Below are 18,093 nucleotides of genomic sequence, written 5' to 3'. Positions count from 1 at the left end.
GCCTGCGCGTGCACCGGCTCCTCACAAGGTCGACCGTGCCCGAGCCGACGCAGCGTCTCCGCCTGCACAAGGTCGCTACGGTCAGCAGCGCACCGCCCACACCCGACACGTCACAACACCTCCGACTCCACCGGATCACCACGACCAGCACACCGGCCGCACCAGGCTTGGCCCAGCGCCTCAGGCTGCACAAGATCACCACCATCAGCACGGCGGCCGTCACCTTGACGGTGACCCCGGACGCGGTCGACGTCGAGCCCGGATCGGAGAGGACCGTCACCGCGTCCATGGGGTCAGGTACCGCCGACTCGTGGGCGGTGCGGCAGGTTTCTGGGACGCCCGTGCAGCTCACGGGAGACGCCGACTCCAGGACCTTCGTCATGCCGTCGGTCATGCCCCCCAGCCGGGCTGTGGTCGTCCTCGGATTCACCGCCGTCCGCAACGGCCTCCCCGCCTCGGCCGAAGTCACCGCCACCATCGAGGGCCCGCCGCGGCTGTCCTGGACCCGGGTGGCGGGCCGGCCGTGGGTGGGAGCCACTGTCTGATCATCCTGAGCCCCTGCTCTGAGTCATGTGCTCTAGTTGGGGGCTCTTCGTCGTTAGGAGCAGCACGAGCCACGCCGTGCTACCTCTTGCATCGTTACAAAAGCGTGACATAAAATCCGCTTGTGGTTCGCCACTCGGGGATCGTCACGGAGTTCTGCCCTGGTTCGGGGGAGTGGGGCAGAACTCCGCCTGAAGACGATCTGAACCGATAGCGGACTGGACCTGTCAACTTTCTTGACACATAATGGTCTGCAGGCGAGGTCCACTTCGATCCCCCGACGAAGTGGGCTTCGCTCTTGCTCTGCGTAGGAGCTAGCGGCCCCGGGACTGCTCGGGCGAGGGTCTCTTTCATGCATACCCGCCCGCTCTCGGTGGCTGAGAGTGCGCACGCTAGGAGCAGCATCCCTGCCTGGAAGCGCTGAAGCCGAAAGCGGTGACCCTTCGGGCTTCGGTCCACCTGTCTGAGTCAGATCAGTCGGGTAACAGGCGGAGTGGAGGCGCGTCCTCGTGGCCGTCGCCCGGGAGTTCGGCGGGTCAAGCAGCGGCTTGCCGGGCTCCCGCTGCACGGAGGGGCGCGGAGGGCCACGGGTCGGCGCTCGGCTCCACCGTTCCTACCGCGTGATTTCTGGTCTGCTGAAGGAGGAAACGGGTTCTGCCCCATCCCCCGATCGGGCAGAACCCACTCCAGTCGGCAAGCCCCGTTGCTCACCGCCTCGCACAACCTACGCCCGCTCCTTCTCGTCTGCGTTGGTTTCGAACCTTTGTGCGAGGGCGTACGTTCACACGGTGAAGCACCAGGAACGGGCCGGTGCGCTGGCCGACGCCGCACTGGCCATGCAGACCTCCCGCGGCGAGACGAGCACCCTCCTGGCCGCGGTCGAACAGGCACTCGTCATCGTGCCGGGCTGCACCGCCGCCGGGCTCTTCGAGAGCGTCCGGGGCCAGGTGCGCACGACCGCCGCCACCAGCGACCTGGTACGCCGCGGTGACCAACTGCAGCTGCAGTACGGCGAGGGCCCGTGCCTGACGGCCTTGGTGGGGCAACAGCTCGTGCTCAGCCACGACCTGGCGGTCGAGCAGCGCTGGATTGGGTGGTCGTGGGCCGCCTACAACGAGCTCGGACTGCGCTCGATGCTGTCGGTGCGGCTCTACGCCGGTTCCGGCGGCCATGGCTCACTCAACCTCTACTCCACCGACCCTGACGCCTTCGACGAGTACGACCAAGCCGCTGCCATCACCCTCGCCGCCCAAATCTCGGCCGCACTCGCGGCCGCTCGCCGAGACGACCAGCTGACCGCCTCAGTGGCGAGCCGGACGCTCATCGGGCAGGCGCAGGGCATCCTGATGGAGCGGCTCGGGATCGACGCCACGCAGGCCTTCGACGTCCTGGTCGAGGCCTCACAGCGATCGAACGTCAAGCTGTTCAAGGTGGCGGAGCAGCTCGTCGCGATGCGAGGGAAGCCGGACGCGAGCGCCCTCCCGACCCGCCAGAGGTGAAGGCGCTGGACGATGTCTGAGCCGATCAAGTGCACAACGGCTCGCGTCAGTGCCGGCGCCAGCGTTCCCAACGCACGCCGTCGGGGTCAGTCCAGGTCAGCCAGATGGACCGGGCCGGCCGTCGGGTAGGATCCCACCGCTCCTCGCGCCGGACGCTGCCCGGCACGGTGGTGTCCGGGTCGAGGCCGAGGATGTGGCAGATGTTGCGGTGCTGCCAGCGCTCAGCAGCGGCGACGGCCTCAGGTGCCCCGGTCATGGTCATGGGCCGAGGGTAGGTCGACGCTATGACAGGTCCTCGCGGACCGCCGCAGGTCGCGCTCAGAGCCAGTCGATGACGACCTGCTCAGCCGTGACGTACCTGATCCCGGCCCCGGGCCCGTGCATGGTGATGCCGGCGAGCTCGCGCAGCACCGTCCGCTGCACGGAGATCTCGAGAGCGTCCCAAGCGGCCCGGACGTCCGAGCTAGCGACCAGCCGGGCCGTCGCCGCCGACCGCTGTCCGGACTGCAGTCGCCGCTCCACCTCCGCCAGCTGGCCACGCAGCCGCTCAGTCCCGGCACGGAGCTGGCCCACGCTGATGGCGCCGTCGGCGTACGCCTCCGACAGTCCTTCCATCCGCTGGTGGAGCTGTGTGGCCTCGACCCTGAGCCCGCCGACGTCGACGGTCGGCGCCGCGCTCAGCACGTCGACCGTGTCCGGCTGCCCCAGCCGGGCGACCAGGGCGTCCACCACGAACTCGTCGACGGGCGCTGCGGTGCGGTTGATGTGCGACCCGTTCTTCACGCAGCGGTAGCGGTGCCCGACCGAGTTCCCCTGCCGCTTGCCCCCAGAGTTGATCCGGTTCCCGCAGGTGCCGCACCGCGCCACCCCCGACAGCAGGAGCTGCTGCTGCCGCTCCGGCCAGCGGTGCCCGCGGCTCGCCAGCGCGGCCGTCATCGCCTGCCAGGTGTCAACGTCAAGGAGGGGCTCCCACTCACCCCGCACGTATTCGCCGTCGACCACGACCGGCTCCCGGCGGTAGGTCCGGATGCCTGCGACGCGCGGGTTCCGCAGGTAGGTGGCCACCGTCGACCCCTCCCACGGGTTCCCGAGCGCGGTGGTCAACCCTCTGGCCGTCCACCTCCGGGCGATCTCGTAGAGCGACACCCCGTCGTGCACCCAGCCGACGGCGTCCCGCACAGCCTGCGCCTCGACGGGCTCCAGCTGGAGTCCGCGGTACCCGAACGCGGGCTGGAGCCGGTGGAGACGCCCCTGCTGCGCGCGCTGCCGGTACGCGGCGGTCTGCCGGGCGGACTTCCGCTCGATCTCCGCGCGCGCGACCGCGCCGAGGATCCGTGCGTGCAGCCGGCCCCCGTCGGTAGACAGGTCCACCTCCCCTGAGACGGAGGCCAGCGCAGTCCGGTGCTGGTCAGCCAAGGTGATGAAGTGCTCGAGCTCGACCGGGCGGCGGTGCAACCGGTCGAGGTTGTACACGACCACCGCGTCGACCAGGCCGCCCTCGAGGTCAGCGAGCAGCTGCTGGTAGCGAGGCCGCGGCTTCCCGGTCGAGGCGGAGACGTCATTGTCGGAGTAGACGGCGACGATAGTCCAGTCGAGCTGTTCGGCGCGCTGCCGGCACAGGGCCTCCTGGCGGGCGACTCCCAGCCCAGTGCCGGTGCGGTCCTGTGACTGCCGGGTGTAGATCGCCGCTCTCACACGTTCGAGGGTAGTCGAGTCCCGGCCCGGCCTGCATCGCCTCGAACATGGCCGCCGCCTCGCCGCCGCGGACCTCGCCGATGACCAGCCGGGACAGGTTCTGCCGCAGCGCCTCCGGCAGCAGGTCCGCCACGGTGAACTCCCCCAGCCGGCGTCCGTCGACCACCTCGCCCAGCCCGGTGCGGGCCTGCAGGGCCAGCACGTTCCCCCGCCCGGGGAGCAGGTGGGTGAGGAGCTCGTAGTCGGTCTCGATGGTGCCGAAGCGCTCCTGCACCGGGATGGCCGCCACCAGGGCCCGGAGCAGGGTGGTCTTCCCGGCACCCTGGTCACCGGAGATCACGATCGACTTGCGGGCCAGCACCGCGGCGTGCAGGAAGGCCGCCACGTCGTCGGGCAGCAGACCGCCGTCGGCCAGCTCGGCCAGGGTGACGTCGGTGAGCAGGTGCTGGCGGATCGTGACCGAGGGCCGCGACGACAGCCCGAAGCCGATGGCGTGCAGCCGGAAGCGGTGCCCCAGGGCCAGCGTCATGGTGGGGTGGGCGTCGTCGAAGGGTCGGCTGGGGCTGGCCATCTCGCCCAGGAAGCGGATCGCCTCGACCAGCTCGGCGTCGCTGTCGGCCACCGGCGGGTGCGGCACCCGGCGGCCGTCCCCGTGCTGCACCATGACCGAGTCGTGGCCGTGGATCTCGATGTTCTCCGCGGTGGGGAGGTCGAACAGGGGCTGCAGCCGCCCGTAGCCGAAGACCGCGTCCTCCACCGCCCCCGCGTAGCGCCGCTCGACCTGGATCGGCCACAGCTCCTGGCCCAGGGCGCTGAGCTGCTCGGCGTGCCGGCGCACGATGGAACGGATCGTCGCCCGACCCATCAGCCGCCGGTCGACGTCGGGCATCGGTCGGCCGTGCTCCTCCTGGAACTGCCGCGAGTGCTCGGAGATCTCCGCCGAGGCCTGGCGTCGGAGCACCACCACCAGACCCCAGTCCACCGATCCGGCCGCTTGCTCACCGAGGGGGCTGGCGGCGATCTCGGTGGCGGTGAAGGTGGTCCGGGGCGGCGGGGCGACGTCGTCCCCCGGTGGCCCGGGAGGAGCCTGGAACAGCGGCACGGACTGGAGCGGGGAGTGGGTCACCGGGGCACCCCGCTCACCAGCCGACGGGACCGGGTGGCCAGCCCGAACAGCGTCTCGGCCCCCTGCCGCAGCGAACGGACGTAGGCGGACTGCCCGAGCTTGCGGGGGTGGGGTGCGCCGTCGGAGAAGACGGCGGCCGCCGCGGCGTCCTCGGCCACCACCAACCAGACCGGGAGCCCGAACTGACCGGCGATCTCGCGCGCGGAGTAAGGGCGTCCCTCACCCACCAGCACCAGACCCAGCTGTCCCTGGCTGAGCGCCACCGTCTCCTGGAGCTCGGGCAGGTAGAGCCGCGTCGCGGCCAGCGAGCGCAACGTGGACCGCGTCAGCACGGCCACCGCGTCCGCGGCACCGACCAGCTCCCTGGGCAGCCCGGCCGCCCCGATCCGGCCCGCGTCCACCACGACGTCGAAGCCGGCGGTGTCGAGGGTCTGCAGGGCGCGCGCCAGGTCCCCCCAGACACGGGAGAAGAGGAGGGCCGTCCCGGGACGGGTGAAGCCGGGCAGGAAGAGCCGCTGGCGGGTGCCGTCCCCGGCCAGGACCAGGGTGTGGTGCAGCACCTCCCGCTCCAGCGGACGTCCCTCGCGGTGCGCCCGGGCCAGCTCCACCAGCCCGCGGCCGCGCCCGTCGGCTCCCTGCAGGAACCCGGCGAGGACGGACTGGGACGGGTCGCGGTCGCCGTCCACGAGCAGGACGTCCCGCGGCCACAGCAGGGACAGCCCGACGCTGGTCGCGGTCACTCCCGGCGACCCGGCGGCAGCGGCCAGCACCAGCAGCGCCATCTCTCAGCCCACCCGGGCCACGACCAGGCGGTCGGTGGCCGCCAGCCGGGCCACCGCCTCCGCGTCCTCGACCGCCACCGTGACGTCGACGAGCGTCACGACGCCGTCCGGACCCACCGCCGGGGCGCTGACCAGCGTCGCGGCGACCACCGGCTGACGCGCCTCGCGGCTGTCGTCGTCGGGGGCGGGCACCGGGATCAGCAGCAGCGACTCCCCGGGCACCAGCGTCCCGGAGGGCAGGCGACCGGCGGGCAGCGCCAATCCCATCCGGGCCGTCCCCTCCGCGACGACCGGCGCGCCGACGCCGCCGGCCGGGACCAGGCTGGCGGCGGGCAGGTCGACCAGGGCGTGCTGACCCACCAGCCCGGTGAGCTCCTCGGCCGGCACCACCGACACCCCGGGCAGGGAGCCGATGGTGACGGGCCCGAGGTCACCGGCCTCGACCACCTCACCCCGGGCGACCGCGGCGTTGACGCGCAGCACCTGCTGGGAGGTGACGGCACCGTCCCAGAGCAGCACCGCCCCGATGGCGCCCAGGCAGATGGCGAGCACCCCGGCGGCGATCCAGCGGGGCGAGCGGCGGGCCCGCAGCTGTGGCGCACGGTCCAGCGCCGACAGGTCCGGGGGTCGCGGCGGCCCCGGCGCACGCGCCGGCTGCGGTGCGGCGCCGGCTGGTGCGTTCCCCCGGGCGCCCCTGGCGGTGGTGCTCACGGCCCCCCTCGACTGGTCTGGACGGACCGGTCGGCCCGTCTCGCGACCGACCTCACCAGACCACCGGGCCACTCCACCAGGGATTCTGCGCAATATGTTGACAACTTCTTGTCCGGTAGCACTTCCTATAGGAAGCGGCTCCGCCTGAGGTGCGCAGGCCTGTTCCACGAAGCCAGGCGGGTGCGCACCCCCGCTCACCCCTGGCGCGACATCCAACTTCCTATAGGATCAGCGCTGACCCGGTCCCCGACACGAGGAGCCCCACGATGGCGTGGCTGTTCAACGACCCCGACCAGTTCGCCGACGAGATGGTGGTCGGCTTCGCCGCCGCCGCGTCCCGCTGGGTGCGGCACGTCCCCGGCGGCGTCGTCCGCAGCACCCGCGGCAGCGAGCCCACCGTCTCCCTGGTGATCGGCGGTGGCTCCGGGCACTACCCGGCCTTCGCCGGTCTGGTCGGCCCCGGCCTGGCCCACGGTGCGGCGATGGGCAACCTGTTCGCCTCGCCCTCCACCCAGCAGGTGCACTCGGTGGCCCGCGCCGCCGACCAGGGCCGCGGCGTCCTGCTCAGCTACGGCAACTACGCCGGCGACGTCCTCAACTTCGACGCCGCCCAGGAGCGGCTGCGCGCCGAGGGCATCGAGTGCCGCACCGTGCTGGCCACCGACGACGTCTCCAGCGCGGGCCCTGACGAGCGCGAGAAGCGTCGCGGGATCGCCGGTGACCTGGTCGTCTTCAAGATCGCCGGCGCCGCCTGCCAGGCCGGCTACGACCTTGCTGAGGTCGAGCGGGTCGCCTCCTTCTCCAACGACCGGATGCGATCCCTGGGGGTGGCCTTCGGCGGCTGCACCCTCCCCGGCGCGGACGAGCCGCTGTTCACCGTCCCGGAGGGGCGGATGGCGGTCGGGCTGGGGATCCACGGCGAGCCGGGGATCGAGGAGGTCGAGGTCCCCACCGCCGCCGGGCTGGCCGAGCGCTTCGTCTCCACCCTGCTGGGAGAGGTGCCCGACGGCGTCGACGTCCGCGGCGCCCGGGTGGTGCCGATCCTCAACGGGCTGGGCAGCGTGAAGTACGAGGAGCTGTTCGTGGTCTACGCCACCGTGCACCGCCTCCTCGAGGAGGCCGGCATCGAGGTGGTCGACCCCGAGGTCGGCGAGTTCTGCACCAGCTTCGACATGGCCGGCTGCTCGCTCACCCTGCTGTGGCTGGACGAGGAGCTGGAGCGGCTCTGGACCGCCCCCTGCGACACCGCCGCCTTCCGCCGCGGCGGGGTGTCGGGCCAGCAGCAGGTCGCCGCCGAGGAGATCGAGGCCGCGGTGGCCGCCGCCACCGAGATCGGCGAGGCCAGCGATGTCTCCCGCCGGGCCGCCACCCGGGTGGCCGAGGCGCTGGACGCCGTCGCCGCAGTCCTGGACGAGCACGCCGACGAGCTGGGTCGGCTGGACCGGGTGGCCGGCGACGGCGACCACGGCATCGGCATGCAGCGCGGCAGCCGCGCCGCCCGGGACGCCGCCCACGAGGCCCTGGAGGCGGGGGCCGGTGCCGGGACCACCGTGCAGCGCGCGGGCGACGCCTGGGGTGACCGGGCCGGGGGGACGTCCGGGGCGATCTGGGCCGCCATGCTGGACGCCTTCGCCCGCTCGATCGGCGACGAGGACGCGGTCGAGGCGGCGGCGGTGGCCGAGGGCGTCCGCCAGGCCGAGGAGGCCGTCGAGCGTGTCGGCGGCGCCGCGGTCGGGGACAAGACCATGGTCGACGCCATCGTCCCCTTCGTCCGCACCCTCACCGAGCGGGTCGGCGCCGGTGACCCGTTGCCGCAGGCCTGGGACGCCGCCGTGCAGGCCGCCGACCAGGGGGCCGAGTCGACCAAGGAGCTGACCGCGAAGCTGGGACGCGCCCGCTCGCACGGGGAGAAGTCCCGCGGCACCGCCGACCCCGGCGCGGTCTCCTTCGCGCTGGTCGTCGGCACGGTCGGCGGACGGCTCTGGGGCGCCTGATGGCCCCGGTGCTGGTGGGTTCCAGCCTCAAGACCTACTTCTCCCACGCGCGCACCCGCACGTGGGTGGAGGCGGTGGCCGGGACCGCCCGCACCCACCCCGCGATCACCGGCGGGCTGGCCGAGCTCTTCGTGATGCCGCAGTTCCCCTCGATCCCGGCCGCGCTGGAGCTCGGGTTGCCTTCCGGGCTGCGGGTGGGCGCGCAGGACCTGGGCACCGAGGACGAGGGCGCCTTCACCGGTGAGGTGAGCGGACGCGTGCTGGCCGAGCTGGGCTGCACCCTGGTCGAGGTCGGCCACGCCGAGCGCCGGGCGATGTTCGGCGAGACCGAGGAGGTGGTCGCCGCCAAGACCACCGCCGCGCTCCGCAACGGGCTCACCCCGGTGCTCTGCGTCGGCGAGCCGCAGCGGGGCCGCCCCGCGGAGGCGGTCGCGGAGGTGCTGGGCCAGATCGACTCCGCGCTGGCCCCGGCGCGCGAGCAGGGGCTGGAGGGTCCGGTGGTGGTGGCCTACGAACCCGTCTGGGCCATCGGCGCCCCCGAGCCGGCCGGGGCGGACCACATCCGCTCCGTGGCCGCGGCACTGCGCCGTTCCGTCGCCCCCGACCCGATGCTGCCCGGTCGCGTCATCTACGGCGGCAGCGCCGGACCGGGGCTGTGGCCCACCATCGCCGACAGCGTGGACGGCATGTTCCTCGGCCGTTTCGCCCACGACCCGGCCGCCGTCGCCCGCATCCTGGACGAGGTCCTCGACGTCGCCGACCGGGAGCCGCGTTGATGCCACGTCCCCCGACCCCCGCACCCGACCGCCGGATCGCACGGCGCGGGCTCCGCGACCACGTCTACGAGCGGATCCTGGAGCTGCTGCTCAGCGGCGAGCTCGAACCCGGCGCCCGGCTGGCGATCGACACCATCGCCCGGGAGCTGGCCGTCTCCCCCACCCCGGTCCGGGAGGCCCTGGTCCACCTGGAGCGCACCGGGCTGGTGACCCGCGAGGCGCTCAAGGGCTACCGGGTGGCGCCCCCGCTGTCCGAGGGCGAGCTGGCCGAGGTGTTCGAGGCCCGGCTGATGCTGGAGACCACCGCGGCCCGGCTGGCCACCCCCGCCAGCGGTGTCATGCTCGAGCAGCTCCGCGAGGCCCAGCAGCGCCACGTCCGCGCCGGTGAGCGGGTGGCCGAGGCGCTGGCCGCCGGCCGGGTGGACCTGACCCTGACCACCGAGTACTTCGCCAGCGACTCCGACTTCCACGCCGTCGTCCTCGAGCACTGCGGCAACCGGTACCTGCTCAGCATGTCGGTCTCCCTCGGGGCCCAGCTGCACCGGATGCGGCAGAGCGCGCTGCGCGGCGTCACCGACGTGCACGAGGCCGTCGCCGAGCACGCCGCTGTGGTGGACGCCTTCTCCTCCCGCACGACCGCCCGCGGTGAGGTCCTCAGCCCGGAGCAGGCCATGCGGCGTCACATCGAGAACGTCCGCGAGCGCTCGCTGCGCATCGCCCGGGAGCTCTGAGCCTGCTCAGGATGCACCTCGGAGGGCCGAACCCGGCCCGCCTCGAGCTCGACGTACGCCCCCAGGACGTCGGTCCTGCCCCTCCCTGCCGTCGGTGGAGGCGAACCCTCAGTCACCCACCGCGCTCAGCCCACGCTGCACGACCTTCTCGTCGGGCGTCTGGACCACGTCGGCGTCCTTGCCGTCGTAGTCGAACTGGGACAGGAAGAACCGCATGGCCTGGATCCGGGCGCGCTTCTTGTCGTTGCTCTTGATCGTGGTCCACGGGGCGTGGTCGGTGTCGGTGCGGAGGAACATCTGCTCCTTGGCCGCGGTGTAGTCCTCCCACCGGTCCAGGGACTCGATGTCCATCGGGGAGAGCTTCCACTGCCGCACCGGGTCCAGCTGGCGGATCGCGAACCGGGTCCGCTGCTCGGCCTGGGTCACCGAGAACCACAGCTTCGTCACCGAGATGCCCGCGTCGACCAGCATCTGCTCGAACTGCGGCGCCTGGGTCATGAACAGCTCGTACTCCGCGTCGCTGGCGAAGCCCATCACCCGCTCCACCCCGGCGCGGTTGTACCAGGAGCGGTCGAAGAGCACGATCTCCCCGGCCGTGGGGAGCCGGCTGACGTAGCGCTGGAAGTACCACTGCCCCTGCTCGGTCTCGGTGGGCTTGGTCAGGGCCACCACCCGGGAGGCGCGCGGGTTCAGGTGCTCGGTGAACCGCTTGATGGTGCCGCCCTTGCCGGCGGCGTCGCGACCCTCGAAGAGGACGACGTGGCGGCCGCCGGTGTCCTGGGTCCAGTACTGGAACTTCAGCAGCTCGATCTGCAGCACGTACTTCTCCGCCTCGTACTCGTCGCGGCCCATCCGCTCCTCGTAGGGGTACTGCTCGCGCCAGCTCTCCACCGCCCGGCCACCCGGGTCGATCAGGTCGGGGTCGGACCCGTGCTCGTCGTGGCGGACGCTGAACCCGTCGCCCCGCAGCGAGTCGAGGTACTCCCGGAAGTCCGTCTGCGTCATCTGCCCCACTCCTCCTGTCGCCTGCCTGCTCCGATCCTGGCCAGTCATGGTGAACAGCCGGTGCGCGACGACCACCGTCTCCTACCCACGCCTTGACACCTCCCCACTTCCTATAGGATGTTGGATCTAGTCAGCCGTACCGATCCCGAGGACGTGGTCATGTCGACCCCCGCCGCACCCGCCGAGCTCACCGCCGAGAACTGGCCGATCGCCGTCTGCATGCACGGCTTCGCCCGCCCCGGCGCCGACCCCCTGCACGACGCCCCGGTCGAGCGCTGGGACGAGGTCTTCACCGAGGTGGAGCAGCTCGGTTTCACCGCGATCGAGATCGCCGACAACCACATCCGCCCGGCCGACCTGGAGCCGTCCCGGCGCGAGGAGCTGCTCGCCGTGGCGAAGTCCCACGGGGTCGAGATCATCTCCGTCCACGTGCAGCGCCAGAGCGTCATCCACCCCGAGCACGGCGAGCGCAACCTCGAGTACGCCCACCGCAGCATCGACGGCGCCGCCGCACTCGGCATGAGCGTCTTCTCCACCGGTCTGCACCACCCGTTCAGCGAGGCCCAGAAGAAGGCGCTGTGGTTCTGGACGGCCCCGGGCTGGAAGGACCCCGACGACGCCGAGACCCGCGCGCTCTGCGTCCGCCGGCTCCGTGAGCTGGGTGAGCACGCGGCCAGCGTCGGGCTGCCGATGGCGCTGGAGATGTACGAGGACACCTACCTCGGCACCGCCGACAGCGCCGTCCAGCTGGTGCAGGAGATCGGGCTGGACAACGTCGGCCTCAACCCCGACATCGGCAACCTGGTCCGGCTGCACCGCCCCATCGAGGACTGGCGCGAGATGCACGCCAAGACGCTGCCCTACGCCAACTACTGGCACGTCAAGAACTACGCCCGCGACGAGGCCGGCGACGGCTCCTGGGCCAGCTCCACCCCCACCAGCATGGAGCTCGGGCTGATCAACTACCGCGAGGTCGTCCGCGACGCCGTCGACCTCGGCTTCCGCGGCCCGTTCCTGCTCGAGCAGTACGGCGGGGACAGCCTCGGGGTCTGCGCCACCAACGAGCGCTACCTCCGCTCGCTGCTGCCGCGCTGAACGACAGCTCCCCGCCCCCGTCCGAACCGACCCGCTCCGAGAAAGGGACGTCGATGTCCACCACCTCCTCCCCCGCACCCCTGCAGGGACGCCAGATCGCCGTGGTCGGCAGCGGCTACATGGGCGGCGGCATCGCCCAGCTGCTCGCCCTGGCCGGCGCCGACGTCCGGATCAGCGACGTCAGCGCCGAGGTGGCGGCCGGCAACCTGGAACGCATCGTCGCCGAGGCCACCCAGTACACCGCCGACGGCCTGTTCCCCGAGGGTGCGGCCGACGTGATGCGAGCCCGGGTCAGCGCCGCCGCCTCGCTGGAGGAGGCCGTCGACGGCGCCTCGTTCGTCGAGGAGGCCGTGCCGGAGAAGATCGCGGTCAAGCACGACACGCTGCGCCGCATCTCCGCCGCCGCCGCCGACGACGCGGTGATCGGCTCCAACACCTCCACCATCCTGATCGCGCGGCTGGCCGAGGCGGTGCACCGTCCCGAGCGTTTCCTCGGGGTGCACTACTCCAACCCCGCGCCGTTCATCCCCGGCGTCGAGATCATCCCCCACCCCGGCACCGACGAGTCGCTGCTGCCGGGCGTGGAGGAGATCGTCCGCGCCACCGGCAAGCAGACCGCCCGGGTCAACGACACCGACGGGTTCGTGCTCAACCGGCTGCAGTACGCGCTCTTCTCCGAGGCCAGCCAGCTCGTGGAGGAGGGGGTGGCCACCGCCGAGGACGTCGACACCATCGTGCGCACCACCTTCGGCTTCCGGCTGCCGTTCTTCGGCCCCTTCGCCATCGCCGACATGGCCGGGCTGGACGTCTACGAGTTCTGCTTCCAGTCCCTGCAGGGCCGCTGGCCCGAGCGCTTCGCCACCCCGACCGCGCTGGCCGAGCTGGTGGCCCAGGGCAAGCTGGGCACCAAGTCCGGCGGCGGCTTCCTCGACGTCCCCGCCGAGCGGGTGCCGGAGCTGGTGGCCTACCGCAACAAGGCCTACGTCAAGATGCAGGAGCTGCTGGCCGAGCTCGGCCCCGCCCCGATCCACCCCGCCGAGCCGGGCGAGACCGAGCAGTGAGCTCCTTCCCGGCCGAGCGCACGGCGGTGCTCACCGGCGCCGCCTCCCCGCGCGGGATCGGCCGGGCCACCGCCCACCTGCTGGCCGAGCACGGCTGGCACATCGGGGTCGTCGACGTCGACCCGACGGCCGCGGCGGAGACGGCGGCCGAGGTCAGCGAGCAGCACGGCGTCCGGGCGGTCGGGGTCGGGGCGGACGTGGCCGACCGGGCCGCAGCCCGTGCGGCGGTGGACCAGCTGGAGGCGCAGCTGCCGCAGCTGGTGGCCGTGGTCGCCTTCGCCGGCGTCTCCTCACCGGTCCCCTACCTCGAGGTGGACGCCGACGAGTGGCACCGGGTGCTCTCGATCAACCTGACCGGCACCCACTGGATCACCCAGCGGGTGGCGGAGTCGCTGGTCGTCTCCGGGGTGGGCCGCATCGTCGGCATCTCCTCGGTCTCGGCGCAGCGCGGCGGCGGCACCTACTCCCGCACGCCCTACTCGGCGTCCAAGGCGGGCGTGGTTGGGCTGATGCGCTCGATCGCCCGCGAGCTGGGCCCGCACGGGGTGACCGCCAACGTCGTCTCCCCCGGCCCGGTGGACACCGACATCATGGGCGGCGCCCTGAGCGAGGAGCGCAAGACCGCGATGGCCGCCGACGGCGTGCTGCCACGCATCGGCACCCCGCGCGACATCGCCGCGGCCGTCCACTACCTCATCAGCGAGGACGCCGGCTTCGTGACGGGGCAGACCCTGAACGTCGACGGCGGCCTCTACATGCACTGAGAGCGGGTCCCGATGCTCGTCCTGGTCCTCGACGACGACCCCACCGGCAGCCAGTCCGCCACCGGCGTGGAGGTGCTGCTGGACTGGGACACCGACACCCTGACCGACGCCCTGGGCTCCGCGCCGGCGGTCTACCTGCTGACCAACACCCGCGCCGTGGCCGAGGCGGAGGCCGTCGCCCTGGTGCACCGGACCCGGGACATGGCCGCGGAGGCCGGGCGACGCCTCGGTGAGCGGGTGCACCTGGTGCTGCGCGGGGACTCCACCCTGCGCGGGCACGTGTTCGCCGAGGCCGCCGCCGTCGACGACCGGGCCCCGCTGCTGTTCGTGCCGGCCTTCCCCGGCGGCGGCCGCACCACGGTCGACGGCACCCACCTGGTCCGGGTGGGTGGGCGGACCCTGCCGGCGCACGAGACCGAGTTCGCCGCCGACCCCGTCTTCGGGTACCGCTCCGGCCACCTGCCCGACTACGTGCGCGAGCACTCCGACCGCGAACCGGTGCTGCTGCCCATCGAGGTGGTCCGCGACCCCGCGGCGCTGGTGGCCGCCCTGGTCGGTGCGGGTGACGGCCAGGTGCTGCTGCCCGACGTCCACGACGACGCCGACGTGGAGCGGCTGGCGGTCGCGGTCCGGACGGCCTGGACCGAGCGCGAGCTCGTGGTCCGCGGTGGGGCGCCGATCGCCGCCGCAGTGGCCGGGGTCACCAGCGCCGGCCTGCTCCCCACCCCGGTGACGCCGTCCGGGCGCACGCTGCTGGTCTGCGGCTCCCACACCTCCGCGGCCACCCGCCAGCTCGCGGTCGCCGCGGCCGGACGACGGGCCCCGTGCGTCATCGACACCGACGCGGCGCTGGCCGACGGACCCGGGGAGGTCGACCGGCTGGTGAGCGAGGTGGCGCCCGCGCTGGCCGACGGCTTCGCGGCGCTGGCCAGCGAACGGGTGCGGCGCCCCGAGCACCACACCCTGGCCCACGGCGAGTCGGTGATGCGGGTGCTGGTGGGCACGGTGGCCGCTCTCCGCGACGACGTCGAGGTGGTGGTCTCCAAAGGTGGGATCACCGGCGCGGAGGTGGCCCGGGCCGGGCTCGGTGCCGCCCGGGCCAGGGTCCGCGGCCAGGTGCTGCCGGGGGTCTCCGTCTGGGACCTGAGCACTCCTGCCGGACGTCCGGTGGTGCTGGTGGTGGTGCCGGGCAACGTCGGCGAGGACGACACCCTCGACACGGTCCTGCGCGCCGTCAGCACCTGAGTCCCTGTCCAGGTGGCTCCGGCCGCCGTCGTCGGAACGTGCGCCGGAGAGCCCATCAGGTCCCCAGGGAGCCTGGCGGGCTGCGGGACGCACGCACCGACGGCCGTCCCGTGCCTGTCGCGTGGTTCGACGGCCGCAGGAACCTGTCCATGGCGGCACTCGAGCGCCGTGGAGAGCCCAGGGTGCTCCCATGAGCAGGTTCGCGCGCTCAGGAGGTGACGGAACGGACGCGCTCCGCCCGCCACCTCGTCGAGCCCGACCTTCGACGCCGTCCTGCACGCCCGTCGGCGTCTGAGTCCGCGGCAGAGGGGTGGCCCCCGGATGCGTCGTCAGAACGTGCGTCCGAGAGCCCATCCGGTCCCTGCGGAGCCTGTCGGGCTGTGGGACGCACGAATCGACGGGCGTCCCGGCACGGTCCCGCCGGGGACGTCCACCGGAAGCTGTTCATAGCGGCGCGACGGCGCCGTAGGGCGGCCAGTGTGCTCGTATGGACACGTTGGTGCGGGCGACCTCGGGCGGGGCCAGGTTCGGGCCCGCGAGCACCGTCACTCGAGACGGCGGAGCCGTTCCAACCACCCCGCGCCGGTCGCACCGTCGAACGGCGCGGTACCGATCCGGACGTCCACCAGCAGCGCGTCGGCCCGCGCCACCACCTGCGCCCGGACGTCCTCGGGGTAGTCCCAGCGGGCGGAGTGCTCGGCGAACTCGTCCTCGTCGTCGAGGAAGGTGCCGCGGGCGTCGGTGCGGACCACGTCGAGGTCCATGTCGATGCCGGTGAGGACGCCGCGCTCGTCGGGGGACCAGGCGACGTCCCACATCAGGTCGAGGTAGACCGCGGTGCCGGAGGGGTGGCCGGGCGGGAAGAGCGTCCCCACCCAGTCGGGAGCACCAGCCGGCACCAGGCTGACGTTCGGGACCGGGTTGTCGAAGGCGGCACCGGGACGCCAGCTCCGCGCGCCGGCCCGCTGCCCGATCCAGTCCCCGTGCTCGTCGGTGCCCAGCCAGACGCAGTCGTGGCGCCAGTGCTCCGACCCCGGCCACTTGGTGAAGCGGCAGAGCACCGGCTCACCAGGACGCGCGTCAGCGGGCCAGCTCACCCGGCGGCCGGCGCGTCGGCGAGGTCGACGACCACCGGCGCGTGGTCCGAGGCCCCGGTGCCCGCGCGCTCCTCGGTGTCGATCCAGGCGCCCGTCACCCGGCCGGTGAGGGCGGGGGAGCCGAGCACGAAGTCGATCCGCAGCCCGCGGTTCCGCTCGAACCGCTGCCGGTAGTAGTCCCAGTAGGTGTAGACGTCCGGCCCCGGCGCGTGCGGGCGGACCACGTCGTCCCAGCCGTCGTCGAGGAACCCCTGGAAGGCGGCGCGCTCCCGGGGGGTGACGTGGGTCGAGCGGGCGAACTGGGCGATGTCGAAGACGTCCTCGTCGCGTGGGGCGATGTTCCAGTCCCCGACCAGCGCGGTGGGGGTCCCGCGCCAGCCCTGAGCGGCCTCGCGGAGCCGGGCCAGCCAGTCCAGCTTGTACAGGTAGTGCGGGTCGTCGGGCTTGCGGCCGTTGGGCACGTACAGCGACCACACCCGCACCCCGCCGCAGGTGGCGCCGAGAGCACGGGACTCCGGCGCCTCCGGCTCACCCCAGCCGGGCATCCCCTCGAAGCCGACCTGGACGTCCTCCAGACCGACCCGGCTGATGATGGCCACGCCGTTCCACTGGTTGGTGCCGGCGGCGGCCACCTCGTAGCCCATCGCCTCCAGACCCAGCAGCGGCAGCTGGTCCTCCCGAGCCTTGGTCTCCTGGAGGGCCAGCACGTCCACGTCGTGGCGGGCCAGCAGCGCCTCCACCCGACCGATCCGGGACCGCAGCGAGTTGACGTTCCAGGTGACCAGGCGCACGGCGGCAGCCTAACCGGGCCACCGCGTCCTCAGTCGGACACCTTGACGACGGTCTTGCCGAAGTTGTCGCCGCGGAGCATGCCCACGAAGGACGCGACCGCGTTCTCCAGACCCTCCGTGACGTCCTCGCGGTAGCGGACCCGCCCCTCGGCCACCCACTGCCCCATCTCCTGCAGGAAGCGCTCCCGCTGACCGGCGGCGAGCTCGTGGACCAGGAAGCCGCGGACGGTCAGCCGCTTCTGCAGCACCTTGGCCATCAGCAGCCCCGAGCGGTCCGGTCCCTCGGGCAGCCCGGTGGCGTTGTAGCCCGCGACTAGGCCGCACACCGGGACCCGCGCGAAGGTGTTGAGCCGGGGCAGCACGGCGTCCCAGACCCGTCCGCCGACGTTCTCGAAGTAGACGTCGATCCCGTCCGGCGTGGCCGCGGCCAGCTGCTCGGCGAAGTCCTCGGCCCGGTGGTCCAGGGCGGCGTCGAACCCGAGCTCGCGCAGGTGAGCCACCTTCTCCGGGCCGCCGGCGATGCCCACCGCACGAGCACCCTTGATCCTGGCGATCTGCCCCACCGCGCTCCCCACCGGACCGGTCGCGGCGGCCACCACGACCGTCTCACCGGGCTTCGGGTCACCGATGGTCAGCAGACCGGTCCAGGCGGTCATCCCCGGCATCCCCAGCACACCGAGGGCGGTGGACAGCGGGGTGGGCGGGTCGGTGAGCGGGATCAGCCGGTCGGCGGGCTGGACGGAGTGGGTCTGCCAGCCGCTGCCCGCCAGCACGACGTCGCCGGGGGCCAGCCCGGGCGCCGCGGACTCCAGCACGCGGGACACGGTCTGCCCGACCATGGTCTGCCCCAGCGCGAGGGGCTCGGCGTAGGACTCGGCGTCGTTCATCCGGCCCCGCATGTAGGGGTCCAGCGACAGGTAGAGCGTCTCCAGCAGCACCTCGCCCTCGCCAGGGGCGTCGAGCTCGACGGTCTCGGTGCGGAAGTCCGAGGACGTCGGCTCCCCGGAGGGTCGGGCGGCCAGGACGATGCGGGTGCTCACTGCCATGCTCGCGACCCTAGTTGCGCCGGCAGGCTCCGGCCGCGCGGGCCGCACCCCCGCGTCGCAGGGCCCCGCGTCGCGCCGCCCTCCCGGCTCGGACCTCCGTGACCGACGCGGCCGCTCCCCGACGGCCGCCGA

At 73.0% G+C, this 18,093-nt stretch carries 18 protein-coding genes; 9 read left to right on the top strand and 9 right to left on the bottom strand.

Features of this window, described 5'->3' with window-relative positions; all coding sequences use genetic code 11:
• Positions 1-35 precede the first annotated feature (35 nt).
• Together BLT52_RS04340 and BLT52_RS04335 are read left to right on the top strand one after the other, a co-directional pair.
• A complete protein-coding gene (locus tag BLT52_RS04340; protein WP_157676965.1) occupies positions 36-545 on the top strand; it encodes a hypothetical protein in 510 nt (169 codons plus the stop codon).
• A 786-nt stretch (positions 546-1,331) separates the two neighbouring features.
• A complete protein-coding gene (locus BLT52_RS04335) occupies positions 1,332-2,042 on the top strand; it encodes a GAF and ANTAR domain-containing protein (protein ID WP_090590984.1) in 711 nt (236 codons plus the stop codon).
• 46 nt (positions 2,043-2,088) lie between these two features.
• Here the strand turns inward: BLT52_RS04335 and BLT52_RS04330 are convergent, their stop codons facing one another.
• From BLT52_RS04330 to BLT52_RS04310, 5 genes are read right to left on the bottom strand one after another with little or no spacing between them, the layout of a single operon-like run.
• Positions 2,089-2,304 carry a hypothetical protein gene (locus BLT52_RS04330; RefSeq protein ID WP_090590982.1) on the bottom strand — a complete coding sequence of 72 codons (216 nt, stop codon included), beginning with the start codon at positions 2,302-2,304 and terminating at the stop codon, positions 2,089-2,091.
• 56 nt (positions 2,305-2,360) lie between these two features.
• On the bottom strand, positions 2,361-3,686 hold the full coding sequence (locus BLT52_RS04325) for a recombinase family protein (RefSeq protein WP_231946604.1): 1,326 nt from the start codon (positions 3,684-3,686) through the stop codon (positions 2,361-2,363).
• Positions 3,601-4,839, bottom strand: a complete 1,239-nt coding sequence (locus tag BLT52_RS04320; protein WP_407922623.1) for a CpaF family protein — start codon at positions 4,837-4,839, stop codon at positions 3,601-3,603. The genes BLT52_RS04325 and BLT52_RS04320 overlap by 86 nt, the downstream gene beginning before the upstream one ends.
• A 20-nt stretch (positions 4,840-4,859) precedes the next feature.
• A complete protein-coding gene (locus BLT52_RS04315) occupies positions 4,860-5,645 on the bottom strand; it encodes a hypothetical protein (RefSeq protein WP_090590977.1) in 786 nt (261 codons plus the stop codon).
• Positions 5,646-5,648: 3 nt separating this feature from the next.
• On the bottom strand, positions 5,649-6,356 hold the full coding sequence (locus BLT52_RS04310) for a hypothetical protein (protein ID WP_090590975.1): 708 nt from the start codon (positions 6,354-6,356) through the stop codon (positions 5,649-5,651).
• Between the two features lie 266 nt (positions 6,357-6,622).
• On the opposite strand from BLT52_RS04310, the gene BLT52_RS04305 reads away from it, so the two are divergent.
• The 3 genes from BLT52_RS04305 to BLT52_RS21645 are packed head-to-tail and all read left to right on the top strand — an operon-like array spanning position 6,623 to position 9,857.
• Positions 6,623-8,350: a dihydroxyacetone kinase family protein gene (locus BLT52_RS04305; protein WP_090590973.1), complete on the top strand. Its 1,728-nt coding sequence runs from the start codon at positions 6,623-6,625 to the stop codon at positions 8,348-8,350.
• On the top strand, positions 8,350-9,126 hold the full coding sequence (locus tag BLT52_RS04300) for a triose-phosphate isomerase family protein (protein WP_090590971.1): 777 nt from the start codon (positions 8,350-8,352) through the stop codon (positions 9,124-9,126). The genes BLT52_RS04305 and BLT52_RS04300 overlap by 1 nt, the downstream gene beginning before the upstream one ends.
• Positions 9,126-9,857 carry a GntR family transcriptional regulator gene (locus BLT52_RS21645; RefSeq protein ID WP_090590968.1) on the top strand — a complete coding sequence of 244 codons (732 nt, stop codon included), beginning with the start codon at positions 9,126-9,128 and terminating at the stop codon, positions 9,855-9,857. Before BLT52_RS04300 ends, BLT52_RS21645 begins: the two co-directional genes overlap by 1 nt.
• A 108-nt stretch (positions 9,858-9,965) precedes the next feature.
• On the opposite strand, the gene ppk2 is transcribed toward BLT52_RS21645, so the two are convergent.
• Positions 9,966-10,862 carry a polyphosphate kinase 2 gene (ppk2, locus tag BLT52_RS04290; RefSeq protein WP_090590967.1) on the bottom strand — a complete coding sequence of 299 codons (897 nt, stop codon included), beginning with the start codon at positions 10,860-10,862 and terminating at the stop codon, positions 9,966-9,968.
• A gap of 159 nt (positions 10,863-11,021) precedes the next feature.
• Between ppk2 and BLT52_RS04285 the strand changes: the two genes are divergently transcribed.
• From BLT52_RS04285 to BLT52_RS04270, 4 genes are read left to right on the top strand one after another with little or no spacing between them, the layout of a single operon-like run.
• On the top strand, positions 11,022-11,957 hold the full coding sequence (locus tag BLT52_RS04285) for a sugar phosphate isomerase/epimerase family protein (RefSeq protein ID WP_090590964.1): 936 nt from the start codon (positions 11,022-11,024) through the stop codon (positions 11,955-11,957).
• Positions 11,958-12,010: 53 nt separating this feature from the next.
• Positions 12,011-13,018, top strand: coding sequence for a 3-hydroxyacyl-CoA dehydrogenase family protein (locus tag BLT52_RS04280; protein WP_090590962.1), 1,008 nt, complete (start codon positions 12,011-12,013; stop codon positions 13,016-13,018).
• The gene (locus BLT52_RS04275; protein ID WP_090590961.1) at positions 13,015-13,782 is read left to right on the top strand and encodes an SDR family NAD(P)-dependent oxidoreductase; all 768 of its coding nucleotides are present in this window, start codon (positions 13,015-13,017) and stop codon (positions 13,780-13,782) included. Before BLT52_RS04280 ends, BLT52_RS04275 begins: the two co-directional genes overlap by 4 nt.
• 12 nt (positions 13,783-13,794) lie before the next feature.
• Complete coding sequence (locus tag BLT52_RS04270; RefSeq protein WP_090590958.1) at positions 13,795-15,027, top strand: four-carbon acid sugar kinase family protein; 1,233 nt, start codon at positions 13,795-13,797, stop codon at positions 15,025-15,027.
• 545 nt (positions 15,028-15,572) lie between these two features.
• Here the strand turns inward: BLT52_RS04270 and BLT52_RS04265 are convergent.
• Genes BLT52_RS04265 through BLT52_RS04255 form a run of 3 tightly spaced genes read right to left on the bottom strand, consistent with a single transcriptional unit; the run spans position 15,573 to position 17,961 of the window.
• Entirely contained in the window at positions 15,573-16,124 is a 552-nt protein-coding gene (locus BLT52_RS04265; protein ID WP_090590957.1) for a DUF402 domain-containing protein, read from the bottom strand.
• Positions 16,121-16,915 (bottom strand): exodeoxyribonuclease III, encoded by a 795-nt coding sequence (locus tag BLT52_RS04260; protein ID WP_090590955.1) that lies wholly within the window; start codon positions 16,913-16,915, stop codon positions 16,121-16,123. The genes BLT52_RS04265 and BLT52_RS04260 overlap by 4 nt, the downstream gene beginning before the upstream one ends.
• Before the next feature lie 29 nt (positions 16,916-16,944).
• Positions 16,945-17,961 (bottom strand): NADP-dependent oxidoreductase, encoded by a 1,017-nt coding sequence (locus tag BLT52_RS04255; RefSeq protein ID WP_090590954.1) that lies wholly within the window; start codon positions 17,959-17,961, stop codon positions 16,945-16,947.
• Between the last annotated feature and the right edge of the window lie 132 nt (positions 17,962-18,093).

Source organism: Auraticoccus monumenti, from assembly GCF_900101785.1.
GTDB classification, from domain to species: Bacteria; Actinomycetota; Actinomycetes; order Propionibacteriales; family Propionibacteriaceae; genus Auraticoccus; species Auraticoccus monumenti.
The sequence above is the reverse complement of the archived record's forward strand: the minus strand, read 5'-3'. Positions and strand labels throughout refer to the sequence as shown.

Coding starts and splice junctions, on each gene's coding strand:
- BLT52_RS04330 (WP_090590982.1), bottom strand. CDS start 2,304: ATGACCATGACCGGGGCACCTGAGGCCGTCGCCGCTGCTGAGCGCTGG.
- BLT52_RS04315 (WP_090590977.1), bottom strand. CDS start 5,645: ATGGCGCTGCTGGTGCTGGCCGCTGCCGCCGGGTCGCCGGGAGTGACC.
- BLT52_RS04305 (WP_090590973.1), top strand. CDS start 6,623: ATGGCGTGGCTGTTCAACGACCCCGACCAGTTCGCCGACGAGATGGTG.
- BLT52_RS04300 (WP_090590971.1), top strand. CDS start 8,350: ATGGCCCCGGTGCTGGTGGGTTCCAGCCTCAAGACCTACTTCTCCCAC.
- BLT52_RS21645 (WP_090590968.1), top strand. CDS start 9,126: ATGCCACGTCCCCCGACCCCCGCACCCGACCGCCGGATCGCACGGCGC.
- ppk2 (WP_090590967.1), bottom strand. CDS start 10,862: ATGACGCAGACGGACTTCCGGGAGTACCTCGACTCGCTGCGGGGCGAC.
- BLT52_RS04285 (WP_090590964.1), top strand. CDS start 11,022: ATGTCGACCCCCGCCGCACCCGCCGAGCTCACCGCCGAGAACTGGCCG.
- BLT52_RS04280 (WP_090590962.1), top strand. CDS start 12,011: ATGTCCACCACCTCCTCCCCCGCACCCCTGCAGGGACGCCAGATCGCC.
- BLT52_RS04270 (WP_090590958.1), top strand. CDS start 13,795: ATGCTCGTCCTGGTCCTCGACGACGACCCCACCGGCAGCCAGTCCGCC.
- BLT52_RS04255 (WP_090590954.1), bottom strand. CDS start 17,961: ATGGCAGTGAGCACCCGCATCGTCCTGGCCGCCCGACCCTCCGGGGAG.